The 12,988-nt window shown below is 71.9% G+C and carries 10 protein-coding genes and 1 tRNA gene; 8 read left to right on the top strand and 3 right to left on the bottom strand.

Translation table 11 applies throughout. From position 1 onward, the window contains the following. The 5 genes from topA to ACFE67_RS10530 all read left to right on the top strand — a co-directional run. The coding region (topA, locus tag ACFE67_RS10550; protein WP_375406832.1) for a type I DNA topoisomerase at positions 1-2,276 on the top strand (2,276 nt) is incomplete at its 5' end. Between the two features lie 2 nt (positions 2,277-2,278). Continuing rightward, positions 2,279-2,887 (top strand): dTMP kinase, encoded by a 609-nt coding sequence (gene tmk / locus ACFE67_RS10545; protein ID WP_375406831.1) that lies wholly within the window; start codon positions 2,279-2,281, stop codon positions 2,885-2,887. Continuing rightward, positions 2,884-4,053, top strand: a complete 1,170-nt coding sequence (locus tag ACFE67_RS10540; protein WP_375406830.1) for a DNA polymerase III subunit delta' — start codon at positions 2,884-2,886, stop codon at positions 4,051-4,053. The genes tmk and ACFE67_RS10540 overlap by 4 nt, the downstream gene beginning before the upstream one ends. Next, positions 4,050-5,576 carry an alpha/beta hydrolase gene (locus ACFE67_RS10535; RefSeq protein WP_375406829.1) on the top strand — a complete coding sequence of 509 codons (1,527 nt, stop codon included), beginning with the start codon at positions 4,050-4,052 and terminating at the stop codon, positions 5,574-5,576. The genes ACFE67_RS10540 and ACFE67_RS10535 overlap by 4 nt, the downstream gene beginning before the upstream one ends. A gap of 36 nt (positions 5,577-5,612) precedes the next feature. Further along, positions 5,613-6,251: a TetR/AcrR family transcriptional regulator gene (locus ACFE67_RS10530; RefSeq protein ID WP_375406828.1), complete on the top strand. Its 639-nt coding sequence runs from the start codon at positions 5,613-5,615 to the stop codon at positions 6,249-6,251. 44 nt (positions 6,252-6,295) lie between these two features. Here the strand turns inward: ACFE67_RS10530 and ACFE67_RS10525 are convergent. Beyond that, a tRNA-Thr gene (locus ACFE67_RS10525) sits at positions 6,296-6,368 on the bottom strand. A 103-nt stretch (positions 6,369-6,471) separates the two neighbouring features. Here ACFE67_RS10525 and ACFE67_RS10520 point away from each other — a divergent pair. The 3 genes from ACFE67_RS10520 (at position 6,472) to ACFE67_RS10510 (ending at position 10,033) form a co-directional block, all read left to right on the top strand. Further along, positions 6,472-7,878: a D-alanyl-D-alanine carboxypeptidase/D-alanyl-D-alanine-endopeptidase gene (locus ACFE67_RS10520; RefSeq protein WP_375406827.1), complete on the top strand. Its 1,407-nt coding sequence runs from the start codon at positions 6,472-6,474 to the stop codon at positions 7,876-7,878. A gap of 62 nt (positions 7,879-7,940) precedes the next feature. Then, entirely contained in the window at positions 7,941-8,513 is a 573-nt protein-coding gene (locus ACFE67_RS10515; RefSeq protein ID WP_375406833.1) for an isochorismatase family protein, read from the top strand. A gap of 47 nt (positions 8,514-8,560) precedes the next feature. Next, positions 8,561-10,033, top strand: coding sequence for an NAD-dependent succinate-semialdehyde dehydrogenase (locus tag ACFE67_RS10510; protein ID WP_375406826.1), 1,473 nt, complete (start codon positions 8,561-8,563; stop codon positions 10,031-10,033). Between the two features lie 75 nt (positions 10,034-10,108). Here ACFE67_RS10510 and ACFE67_RS10505 read toward each other — a convergent pair whose 3' ends face one another. After that, the gene (locus tag ACFE67_RS10505) at positions 10,109-11,008 is read right to left on the bottom strand and encodes an endonuclease domain-containing protein (protein WP_375406825.1); all 900 of its coding nucleotides are present in this window, start codon (positions 11,006-11,008) and stop codon (positions 10,109-10,111) included. Between the two features lie 138 nt (positions 11,009-11,146). Continuing rightward, a complete protein-coding gene (locus ACFE67_RS10500; protein ID WP_375406824.1) occupies positions 11,147-12,946 on the bottom strand; it encodes an ABC transporter ATP-binding protein in 1,800 nt (599 codons plus the stop codon). Positions 12,947-12,988: the final 42 nt, after the last annotated feature.

Below are 12,988 nucleotides of genomic sequence, written 5' to 3'. Positions count from 1 at the left end.
TCGACGCGCAGGAGACCCGCCGCATCCTCGACCGGCTCTACGGCTACGAGGTCTCGCCGGTCCTGTGGCGCAAGGTCGGCCCCGGCCTGTCCGCCGGTCGGGTGCAGTCCGCAGCCACCCGGCTCGTGGTCGACCGGGAGCGCGAGCGCCTCGCGTTCGTCTCCGCGTCCTACTGGGACGTCGTCCCGACGGACGGCTCCGCGTTCACCGCTCGCCTGCAGCGCCTCGACGGCAAGCGGATCGCCACGGGAAGTCGCGACTTCGACGACCTCGGCCGGCTGAAGACCGACTCGGTCGCGCTCGACGAGGCCGGTGCCCTCGCACTCGTCACCGCGATCGAGACCGAGTCGCCTGGGGCACGCGTCGTCTCGCTCGACACCAAGCCGTACCGTCGTCGTCCCGCGGCGCCGTTCACCACGAGCACGCTGCAGCAGGAGGCGGCCCGCAAGCTGCGGTTCAGCGCCAAGCAGACGATGTCGGTCGCGCAGAGCCTGTACGAGAACGGGCACATCACCTACATGCGCACCGACTCGCCGTCGCTCTCGTCGCAGGCGACGCAGGCGGCGCGCAGCCAGGCCAAGGCGCTCTACGGCGCGGACACCGTGCCGGATGCTCCGCGGCAGTACTCGGGGAAGTCGAAGAACGCGCAGGAGGCCCACGAGGCCATCCGCCCGTCCGGCGAGGTGTTCCCGACGCCCGACTCGCTGCGCGGCACGCTGACGTCGACCGAGCAGCGCCTGTACGACCTGATCTGGCGGCGCACCGTCGCCTCCCAGATGATCGACGCGACCGGATCGACGGCCACGCTCGTCGTCGGGCTGACGGCCGGCGGCCGCGCCGCGGAGTTCTCCGCGAGCGGCACGGTCATCACCGTGCGCGGCTTCCTCGCCGCCTACGAGGAGGGCCGCGACGAGGACCGCGACCCTTCGGGTGCCTCAGGAGGGGCCGACGAGCGCCTCCCGCAGGTCGAGAAGGGGCAGTCCCTGACCCCCTCCGAACCCGTGGCGAACGGGCACGAGACCTCACCGCCCCCGCGCTACACCGAGGCGAGCCTGGTCAAGAAGCTGGAGGAGCTCGGCATCGGCCGGCCCTCCACCTACGCCTCCATCCTCTCCACGATCGTGGACCGCAACTACGTCGTCCCCCGCGGCACCCAGCTGGTGCCGAACTGGATCGCGTTCTCGGTAGTCAAGCTGCTCGAGGAGTTCTTCGCCGACCTCGTCGCCTACGACTTCACGGCCGAGATGGAGAACGACCTCGACCGCATCGCCGACGGCGACGCCGCGCGGGTCGACTGGCTGCGCGAGTTCTACTTCGGCCACACCGGGCACCCGGGGCTGCGGTCCGTCGTCGACAACCTCGGCGACATCGACGCGAAGAGCATCAACTCGATCCCGGTCACCGAGGGCATCACGCTGCGCATCGGCCGCTACGGCCCCTACCTCGAGGTTCTGGACCCGGCCGAGCCGGTCGTCGATCCCGAGACCGGGCAGCTGACGGAGGGCGAACCCGTCGTGCGACGGGTCAACCTGCCGCCGGACCTCGCCCCCGACGAGCTGACCGCCGCGAAGGCGCAGGAGCTCGTCGACGCGCCGCCGCAGGAGGACCGCATCCTCGGGCAGCATCCCGAGACCGGCCGCACGCTGGTCGCGAAGGACGGCCGCTTCGGTCCGTACATCACCGAGATCATCCCCGAAGACGAGGCCCCCGCAGGGAAGGGCGCCGCGAAGGGCGCACCGAAGCCGAGGACGTCGTCGCTGTTCAAGTCGATGTCACCCGACTCGGTCGACCTCGACACCGCGGTGCGGCTGCTCGGCCTGCCGCGCACCGTCGGCGACGACCCCGAGAGCAACGAGCCGATCACCGCGCAGAACGGGCGCTACGGCCCCTACCTGAAGAAGGGGACCGACACCCGCACGCTGCCCGACGAGGACAGCATCTTCACGGTCGACCTGCCCGGTGCGCTCGAGCTGTTCGCGAAGCCGAAGTACGGCGGTCGCGCCGCGTCCTCGGCGCTGAAGGAGTTCGACGCGGACCCGACCAGCGGCAAACCGATCCGCATCAAGGACGGCCGGTTCGGCGCCTACGTCACCGACGGCGAGACGAACGCGACGATCCCGCGCGGCGAGGACATCGAGTCGGTCGACTTCGCCCGCGCGGTGCAGATGCTCGTCGACAAGCGCGCCAAGGGCCCCGCGCCGAAGAAGAAGACGACCACGACCCGCACGCCGGCGAAGCGGACGACGACCACGAAGCGCGCGACGAAGAAGGCGTAGGGGTGTTCCTGACGCTCGAGGGCGGCGACTCGGCGGGCAAGACCACGCAGGCGGCCGCCCTCGAGGGCTGGATCACCGGGCTCGGGCACACCGTCGTGCGGACCCGTGAGCCCGGCGGCACCGCGCTCGGCGCGGAGATCCGATCCCTGGTGCTGCACGGCGACCACGTGTCCGCCCGTGCGGAAGCCCTGCTCTACGCCGCCGACCGCGCACATCACGTCGCGACCGTGGTGCGACCGGCCCTCGAGCGCGGCGACGTCGTCGTGCAGGACCGGTACATCGACTCGTCGGTGGCGTACCAGGGCGCCGGCCGGGTGCTGGACCCGGAGGAGGTCCGCCGGCTGTCCACGTGGGCGACCGATTCGCTCCTGCCCGATCTCACGATCCTGCTGGACCTCGACCCCGCGGCTGCGCGCGGGCGTCGCGAGGGCCGCGCGACCGAGGACCGGCTCGAGGCGGAGCCCGACCACTTCCACGACCGCGTGCGGGCCGCGTTCCTCGCGCTCGCGGCCGCGGAGCCGGAGCGCTTCGTCGTGGTCGACGCCGCGCTTCCGGCGGACGAGATCGCCGCCCGGATCCGCCGATCCGTCGAGCCTCGGCTCGAGCGATGACCGACCCGGGCGCCTACGCCCTGCTCGTCGGCCAGACGGCGGCGGTGGAGGCGATCGCCGCGGCGGCGAGGGACGCGCATCGCGCGGACGGCGGCGTGGGGGTGATGACCCACGCGTGGCTGATCACCGGGCCGCCGGGGTCCGGGCGATCGAACCTGGCCTACGCGTTCGCAGCGGCGCTCCTGAGCGAGCCGGACCAGGACGACGACCGGGTCCGTGCGCAGGTCGACGCCCGCACCCACCCGGATCTCGCGGTGCTCGCCTCTGATCGCGTCACGATCACGATCGACGAGGTCCGGCGCCTCGTCACCTCGTCGCAGTACTCGCCCTCGGTCGCGCACTACCGCGTGATGGTGATCGAGGACGCCGACCGGATGACGGAACGGACCTCGAACGTGCTGCTGAAGGCGCTCGAGGAGCCGCCGGAGCGCACCGTCTGGATCCTCTGCGCGCCGAGCGAGGCCGACCTGCTGCCGACCATCCGGTCCCGGGTCCGGCTGGTGCGCCTGAAGGTCCCCGAGCCGAGCGAGGTCGCCGGCCTGCTCGTGCAGCGCGACGGGGTCGACCCCGGGCTGGCGCTGCGTGCGGCCGAGGAGGCGCAGAGCCACATCGGCATGGCTCACCGGCTCGCCACCGACGAGGAGGCCCGGGCGCGCCGCGACGACAGCATCCGGCTCGTGCTCGAGACGGACACGGTGCCGAAGGCGGTGCGCGGCGCCCAGCGCCTGCTGGACATCGCGAAGGCCGACTCCGCCGCGCTGACGCAGGAGCGCGAGGACGCCGAGCGGCAGACGGCGCTCGCGTCCATGGGCATCGAGCCGGGTGGGGCCGTGCCGCCGCAGCTGCGCGGCGTGCTGCGGCAGCTGGAGGAGGACCAGAAGCGGCGGGCGACCCGCGGCCTCCGGGACGGCGTCGACCGGGTGCTCGTCGACCTGCTGTCCGTCTACCGCGACGTGCTCGTCGCCCAGCTGCGCGCCGGCCTGCCTCCGGTCAACGCGGTCTGGTCCGCCGAGGTCGCCGCGCTCGGCGCCCGTACCCGGCCGACCGCGACGCTGAAGGCGCTGGAAGCCATCGGCGACGCGAGGCGCCGCCTGCCGGCGAACGTGCCGCCGCTGCTCGCGCTCGAGGCGATGCTCGTCAGCGCCGTGCTCGCGAGGGCCGCATGACAGCAGGACGGGCGCGCGCCGCGTCGGTGATCGCCCTGCTGTGCGTGCTCCTCCTGACCGGCTGCGGGCTCGTGCCGGCACCGGATACGACGACGACGCCGGACACGCAGGGCGTCGAGTCGCCGCTGCTGCCGTTCTACGGACAGGCGATCGTGTGGCGCGACTGCGAGGACGGCTTCCGCTGCGCGACCGTGCGGGCGCCGGAGGACTGGTCGAAGCCCGGCGGGAAGCGGATCCGCCTGGCGCTGATCATGCGGCCGGCGTCCGGTGACCGCATCGGCACGATGTTCACGAACCCCGGTGGACCGGGAGTCTCGGGCGTCGACTTCCTCCGGAACGGCGGCACCGGGATCTACGACCGGTCCCTGCTCGACCACTACGACCTGGTCGCCTGGGATCCGCGCGGAGTCGGTGCCTCGTCGAGCGTCGACTGCTACGGCACGGCGGAGCTGGACGAGTTCCTGTTCAGCGATCCGGACCTGCCGGAGGGGAGTACGGCGCTCCGCACGGACATCGAGACCGACGCCGTCGCGTTCGGCAGAGCGTGTCTCGCGAAGACCGGCGACCTGCTCGCGCACGTGGGGACCGCCGACACGATCCGCGACCTCGACATGCTGCGGGCGGCCGTCGGCGAGGCGAAGCTCGACTACTTCGGCTTCTCGTACGGCACGTACATCGGCGCACTCTATGCGGACGAGTTCGGCTCACGGGTCGGTCGGATGGTGCTCGACGGCGCGGTCGACCCGTCGATCTCGACGTTCCAGGAGTCGCTGGCGAACACCCGGGCGTTCGGCGCCGCGCTGAAGGCCTACCTTGCGAACTGCCTGACCGCCTCCTCCTGCCCCTTCGCCGGCAGCGACGTGGACGGCGCGATCGATGACATCGCGGCCCTGCTGCTCCAGCTGCGCGCCTCGCCGGTCCGCGCCTCCGACGGGCGCGAGGTCAACAGTGCGGTGCTGCGGATCGCGATCGATGCCGCGCTGTACGACGAGGGGTCGTGGGCCACGCTGACGGCCGCGTTCGTCGAGCTGCTGCGAGGTCGCCCCGACGCGGTCCAGGCGCTCGCGGACGGCTACGTCGAACGCGGCCCGAAGGGCTACGTGGGCAACCTGTTCGAGGCGATCTACGCGGTGAACTGCCTCGACAAGCCGGTCACGAAGGATGCCGCCACGCTGCGGAAGCAGGGCGCCGAGCTCGACGCGGCCGACCCCCTCCGGGCGGCGGACAACGCGGACGCGCTCGGCGATCCCGTCTGCGCGAACTGGCCGGTGCCCGTCGAGGGGGCCGTGCAGCGGGTGACCGCGGAGGGGGCTCCGCCGATCGTCGTGCTCGGCACCACCGGGGATCCCGCGACCCCCTACGCCTGGGCGCAGAGCCTGGCCGGACAGCTGCCGGGCGGGGTGCTGCTGACGCTGCGGGGGCAGGGGCACACGGCGTATCGCAACGGCGTCGCGTGCATCAACGACCGGGTCGACCGGTTCCTCGTCGACGGCGCCCTGCCGCGCGCCGTCACGTGCGGATGACCCGCAAACATTGCAGTGCGTGCAATAATTGGTGCTGTGACCGACACGGCGGCCCTCGGACTGCGCGAGCAGAAGCGCCTCGCGACGAAGCGCGCGCTGCAGCTCGCGCTGCTCCGGCTCGCGCTCGAGCGGGGGTTCGACTCCGTCACCGTTGAGGAGGTCGCGCAGGCGGCGCAGGTCTCGACCCGCACCTTCTTCAACTACTTCACGACGAAGGAGGAGGCGCTCGCGGCCCCGCACGGACCCGTCGAGCTGTCCGCCGACGAGATCGCCCGGTACGAGGAGGGCGCCGCCGACCCCCTGACGGACCTCGTGCTGCTGATGGCCGGGCACGCGTCGGGCGAGGAGGACTTCGAGCTGCATCGGCTCCGGCGCGAGCTGATGCAGCGGGAGACCCGGCTGTTCGGGGACAGGGCGACCCTCGTGCAGCGGATCCGCGAGCAGATGATCGAGATCGTCGCCGAGCGCCTCCGTGCCGACGAGCTGCGGGCGGGACGGATGCCCGACGAGGCGGCGCTGCACGGGCGCGCCGAGTTCACCGCGCTGCTGTGCATCAGCATCGCGCGGCAGGGCTGGAGCCGCTGGGCCGCCGGCGAGGGGGCGACGACGCTCAGCGACTGCGTCCTCGGTGCGCTCGACGAGTTCCGCGACATCGCGCGTGCGACCGCGCCCTGACGGCCGAAGGCCCGACCCTTCCGGGACGGGCCTTCGTGCATCCGGGCCGCCTCGGGGAATCGAACCCCGGACCTATTCATTACGAGTGAATCGCTCTACCGACTGAGCTAAGGCGGCATCGTGCCTGGACGAGTGTAGACGACCACTCGCGGCCGATCAGTACTCGCCGACCGCGCGCCGGGACCGCCGCCCCCCGCACGGGGGACCTACTCTGGCGGGCATGCGCAGTCGGACCGCCCTCGTCCTGTCCGGCGGTGTCGTCGTCGTCGGACTGATCTCCGCGGGGTGGGCTGCCGGCTACGCGCTCGGCGAGCCGATCACGGCGGTCGCGACCAGCGCCGCCGTCGCGCCGGTCGATGCCACGAGCCTCGCGCCCGTCGCGACCCGGACGGCGGCCCTCGCACCCACCCCGACGAAGACCACGAAGACCGTCGCCCGCACCTGCTCGGTGTCGCGAGCGGCGAACGATGCGCGGCTCGCGAACTTCCAGGGGCGGGTGATCAACGCGCGCACCGGCGAGGTGCTGTTCGACCGCAAGGGGGCGAAGGCGTCCCGCGCGGCGAGCGTGATGAAGGTGCTCACCTCCACGGCCGCGCTGCAGGTCCTCGGCCCCGATCACCGCCTCACCACCCGGGTCGTGGAGGGGAAGCGGAGCGGCGAGGTCGTGCTCGTCGGCGGTGGTGACGTCACGCTGTCCCGCACGCCGGCCGGGACCACCACCGCGTACGCGGGCGCGCCGCACCTCTCCACGCTGGCGGCGCGGGTGAAGGCCGCGTGGAAGACCGCGCACCCGGGCGAGCGGATCACGCGCATCGTGCTCGACTCGTCCTACTTCGGCGGCCCGTCGTGGCAGCCGACCTGGAAGACGAAGGAACGCGCGCTCGGCTCCACCCCGAAGATCACGGCGCTGATGGTCGACGGCGACCGCGCGAACCCGGCCGCGAACACCTCCCCGCGCGGTATCGACCCGGTCGGCCGCGCCGGTGCCGCGTTCGCGTCCTACTTCGGCAGCGGGGTGCAGGTCGTGCGCGGTACGGCGCCGAGCGGGGCGGTGGTGCTCGGTGCGGTGAAGTCGCAGCCGGTGAGCACGCTGATCCAGCAGGAGCTGCTCTACTCCGACAACACGATCGCGGAGGCGCTCGCGCGGGTGACGGCGATCGAGGCGGGGACCGGGAACACCTTCTCCGACATCGATGCCGCGGTGATCCCCGCGCTGCGCAGCTACGGCATCGCGCCGACCGGCGTCCGCGTCGTCGACGGCAGCGGGCTCAGCGACGACAACCGGATCGCGCCCGCCTACCTCACGAAGCTCTTCGTGAAGGTGCTGCACAAGTCGCAGGGGCTCGGCCCGGTCTACGCCGGCCTGCCCATCGCCGGCCGCACCGGGTCGCTGTCGTACAGCGACCGGTTCTCGGGAGCGGCGTCGCGCGCCGATGGCAAGGTGCGCGCGAAGACCGGCTGGATCGACACCGGCTACACCCTCGCCGGCATCATCCGGGCGAAGGACGGGACGCCGCTGACGTTCGCGTTCTATGCGCTCGGGAACGTCAGCCCCGCCGCGAAGCAGGCGCTCGACACCCTGACCGCCGACGTCTGGTCCTGCGGGAACCGCCTCTCGAACCGCTGAGGTTCATCGTTCAGGAGTTCTGGCGGGCTCCGCCGCGCCAGAACTCCTGAAAGATGAACGATGTGACCCGCGCGCTGCTGATCGTCGACGTCCAGAACGACTTCACCGAGGGCGGCGCGCTCGGTGTCGACGGCGGCGCCGCCGTCGCTGCGGGGATCACCGAGCACCTCTCCGCGCACGCCGGCGACTACGCGCTCGTCGCCGCGTCCCGCGACTGGCACGACGGCGGGAACGACAACGGCGGCCACTTCGCCACCTCCGCAGCCCCCGACTTCACGGTCACCTGGCCGGTGCACTGCGTCGCCGGGACGATGGGCGCCGAGTACCACCCCGCGCTCGACACCGCCGTGATCGACGTGCACGTGAAGAAAGGGCAGGGCACGCCCGCCTACTCCGCGTTCCAGGGCACGACCGACGACGGCCGCAGCCTGGGCGAGGTGCTGCACGAGCGCGGCGTCACGGACCTCGACGTCGTCGGCATCGCGACCGACTACTGCGTGCGCGCCTCCGCCCTCGATGCGCAGGGCAGCGGCACGCGGGTCCGAGTGCTCACCGATTTGATCGCGGGCGTCGCGCCGGAGACGAGCGCCGCGGCGCTCGAGGAGTTCCGCGCGGTCGGGGTCGAGACCGTCTGAGCCTCGCGATCCGGCCGCCTCCGTAGGATCGGCTGCCGGAGGCGACGATGACCGGGAAGGACGAGGCCACCCTGCTTGCGGGGCTGCCGACGGGGCTGCTGATCGACGGGGAGTGGCGCGACGCCGCGGGCGGCGGTCGGTTCGACGTGCTCGACCCCTCCACGGGCTTCGTGCTCGCGTCGGTCGCCGATGCGACGCCGGAGGACGGCATCGCAGCACTCGACGCGGCGGCGCGCGTGCAGGACGAGTGGGCGGCGACCGCGCCGCGGAAGCGCTCCGAGATCCTCCGCGGCGCATGGCAGCTGATGCAGGAGCGCAAGGACGACCTGGCGCTGCTGATGACGCTCGAGATGGGCAAGCCCCTCGCCGAGTCCGCCGGCGAGGTCGTCTACGGCTCCGAGTTCTTCCGCTGGTTCGCGGAGGAGGCCGTGCGGATCACGGGGCGGTACGGCGTGAACCCGGAGGGGACCGGTCGCACGATCGTCTCGAATCACCCGGTCGGGCCTTGCTTCCTGATCACGCCCTGGAACTTCCCGCTGGCGATGGCCACGCGCAAGATCGGGCCGGCGCTCGCCGCGGGCTGCACGGTCGTCGTGAAGCCCGCCGAGCTGACGCCGCTGACGACGCTGCTGACCGCCGCCATCCTCGAGGAGGCCGGGCTGCCCGCGGGGGTGCTGAACGTGGTGCCGACGACGTCGGCCGGCGCGCTCACCGAGCCGGTGCTGCAGGACCCGCGCCTCCGGAAGCTGAGCTTCACCGGATCGACGCCGGTCGGGAAGCGGCTGCTCGCGCAGGCCGCGGAGAACGTGCTGCGCACGTCGATGGAGCTCGGCGGCAACGCGCCGTTCGTGGTCTTCGAGGACGCGGACATCGATGCCGCCGTGACCGGGGCGCTGCTCGCGAAGTTCCGGAACGTCGGCGAAGCATGCACGGCGGCGAACCGCTTCATCGTGCACGAGGCCGTCGCGGACGAGTTCGCGGAGCGGCTCACGCAGAAGGTCGCGGCGATGAAGGTCGGGCGCGGCACCGAGGACGGCGTGCAGATCGGCCCGCTCATCAACGCGGCCGCGGTCGCGAAGGCGGACGACCTGGTGAGGGAGGCGGTGGGCCGCGGCGCGGAGGTGCGGCTCGGCGGCGGGCCGGTCGACGGGCCGGGGACGTTCTATGCGCCGACGGTGCTCGACCGCGTGGACGCCGCGAGCGACATCCTCCACAGCGAGATCTTCGGGCCGGTCGTCACGATCGTGCGGTTCACCGAGGAGGCGGACGCGGTGCGCATCGCGAACGATACCGAGTTCGGGCTCGTCTCCTACGTCTTCACCCGGGACCTCGCGCGCGGTCAGCGCATGATCGAGCGCCTCCAGACCGGGATGATGGGGCTGAACGTCGGCGTGATCTCCAACGCCTCCGCCCCCTTCGGTGGCGTCAAGCAGTCCGGCATCGGCCGCGAGGGCGGCTTCGAGGGCATCCACGAGTATCTCTCGACGAAGTACACGATGACCCCGACCCCCTTCGGCTGACTTCCCCTGACACTTTTCATCTTTACGGAGTTTTGGCCCTGACTAGCCGGGCCAAAACTCCGTAAAGATGAAAAGTCAGATGGCAGCGAGAGCGGCCTCGATCTTGTCCAATACCTCGTCCAGATGGAAGACGATCTCTTCATACGAGAACCGGAGCACGACGTATCCCAGGCTCCTGAATGCAGCGTCTCGGATCGCATCCTTCTCGGGATCGTGGAATTCCTCACCGTCGGCCTCGACGATGAGCCGGTCGCCGACGAGGACGTCGACGAACCGGCGTCCGTCCGGGGAGAACTGGAGCGTGAGAGGCCCGATGCCGCGGCGGACGAGACCCAGCCGGAGGAGTGTCTCGAGGCAGCTCCCCGCGAGTGGGTCGACCAGACTGAGCAGCGGCTGCTTCCTCCGGGGCAGGAGGCCGCGGAAGCGCCCATACTCGGCTTCGGACAGGATCGGCTCGCCCTCCCACGGGCGATGCAGTGCGGCGTCGAGGGCAGCGACGAACCAGTCCGCCGGGACGCAGTCCACGACCTGCAGGAGGGTGTCGACCAGGGAGGTCCGCCAGCCCTGGGCCGGGTCGACGAGGTCGACCCAGTGCAGCTCCACCTCGGCGTCCTCGCCCGCCTTGACCTCTCGGGTCCGGTCGCGGTTGTGGCGGAGGTGGCTGGCGGTCGCAGCGACTGCGACGTGAAGGTGCCGCCAGGCCTCCGGCGGCACCGGTAGCCCCCAGCTCGCACTCGCCGACACGCACGCGAGCACTCCTCCGACCCGGACGGCGTGCTTCCCCTGCCATGGAACATCAGGGTCCGCGAACCACGCGTTCCGCGGTCGATTCATCACGCCGCGGCGGAAGATCGCCGCGATCTGATGCCGCTTCAACCCGGCGGCCATGAACTCGTCGATCCGCGCGATGCCGTCGTGTTCGGTGAGGACGCGGATCGCGATCGCATCCGCTCTGGACCAGTCGTTCTTGCGCACGCCGAGATGGTGCCGCCCCACGGACGGTTCCGAGATGTCGCGGTCTGTGGAGGAGCGGATCGCCGACTCGACTTTTCATCTTTACGGAGTTTTGGCGCTCCTTCGTCGTGCCAAAACTCCGTAAAGATGAAAAGTGGGTCAGACGAGGAGCTGGGTGGCGGCCAGCTCTCGGTAGAGGGGGCTCGTCTCCAGGAGCTGGGCGTGGGTGCCGGCGGCGACCACGCGGCCGCTGTCGACCACCACGATCTGGTCCGCGTCCACGACGGTCGAGAGGCGGTGCGCGATCACGATCGTCGTGCGGCCCTCGCCGGCGGCCGCGAGGGAGTCGCGCAGCAGCTGCTCGTTCCGCCCGTCCAGGTTCGACGTCGACTCGTCGAGCAGCAGGATCGGGGCGTCGGCGAGCAGTGCGCGCGCGATCGCGAGGCGCTGCCGCTCCCCTCCGGAGAGCAGCACCCCCTCCTCGCCGACCTGGGCGTCCAGCCCCTCCGCGTGCTTCATCACCGTGGTGCGGAGGTTGACCGAGTCGAGCACCCGGAGGCAGTCGGCGTCCGTCGCCAGCGGCGCGGCCAGCACGAGGTTGTCGCGGATCGTCCCGGCCAGGGCGGGCGCGTCCTGCTCGACGTACCCGAACTGGCTGCGCAGCACGTCCCGGGGGAGGCGTCGCACGTCCACGCCGCCGATCCGCAGCGCGCCGCCGTCGACGTCGTAGAACCGCTCGAGCAGCGACAGCATCGTGCTCTTGCCGGCGCCGGAGGGGCCGACCAGCGCGGTCCGGGTTCCTCGCGGGACCGCGAAGGACACGTCGTGCAGGACACCCACCCGCTCACCGTCCGCGCCGTCGTAGGAGAACGACACGGCGTCGAACTCGACGGCGGGAGCGTCCTGCCTCCCCGCCCCGATCGCGAGGTCGGCGGGGTCCTGCGCCGTCTCGGTCGGCAGGTCGAGCACCTCGGTGATCCGGCCGAGCGCACCGAGCGCGCTCGCGACCGAGCTCGCCGCGCCGAACGCGCTGCCGAGCGGCATCACCATCAGGAACAGGAACAGGAGGAAGGCGACCAGGCTGCCGATCGACAGGGCGCCCGACGCGACGCGGAAGCCGCCGACGCCGATGACCACGAGGAACGACAGGTTCAGCGTGAGCGACGCGATCGGCACGACGGGCGCCGAGGCCTTCGCGACCTCGAGGCCGGCGTCCCAGGCGCGCCGCGCGCCCTTCAGGACCGACTCGGTCTCCCGCTCCGTCGCTCCGGAGGCGCGGATCGTGCGCACCGCGGAGATCGACCGCTCGACGTCCGCGGTGAGCGCACCCACGGCGTCCTGCTGCCGCCTGCTCGCACCGCGGATCCGGCGGGACAGCCCGCCGACCACGACGATCGCGAACAGGATGATGATCACCGTCAGCCCGAGCAGCACGGGGTCGAGCAGTGCCATGCCGATGAGTGCGCCGACGAAGGTGAACACGCCGCCGACGGCGTCGACGAGCCCCTGCGTGAGCACCGCGTAGAGCAGCGTCGTGTCCGTGCCGACCCTGGCGACCAGGTCGCCGGTGCGGCGGCGGTCGAAATCCGCGACGGGCAGCCGCAGCAGGTGCCGGATCAGCCGGGTTCTGGCCGTCAGGACGACGGAGGTGCCCGTGCGCTGCAGCAGGTAGTGCTGGATGCCGGAGAGGATCGCGCCGATCGCCACCGCGCTGGCGACGAGGGCGATCAGTCCGCCGAGCGGTTGCGAGCGCTGCACCCGCACGACGACCTGCTGCACCAGCAGCGGCTGGGCCAGCGACAGTGCAGCGCCCATGACGCTCAGCACGATCACCGCGATGATCGCGCCGCGGTGCTCGGTCAGGTAGGGGAGCAGGTCGCGGAAGCGGGCGCGGGGGCCGCCCTCACGATCGCGGCGGAGGAGGCCGCGGCTCGGCGCGGCGACGGAGGTGGTGCTCATCGGCGTCCATGATCCTCGGCTTGCGGGACCCTCCGTGCCGAG

The sequence above is a fragment of the uncultured Amnibacterium sp. genome, assembly GCF_964244015.1.
Classification (GTDB): Bacteria; Actinomycetota; Actinomycetes; order Actinomycetales; family Microbacteriaceae; genus Amnibacterium.
This window is presented reverse-complemented; position numbering and strand designations above follow the sequence as displayed.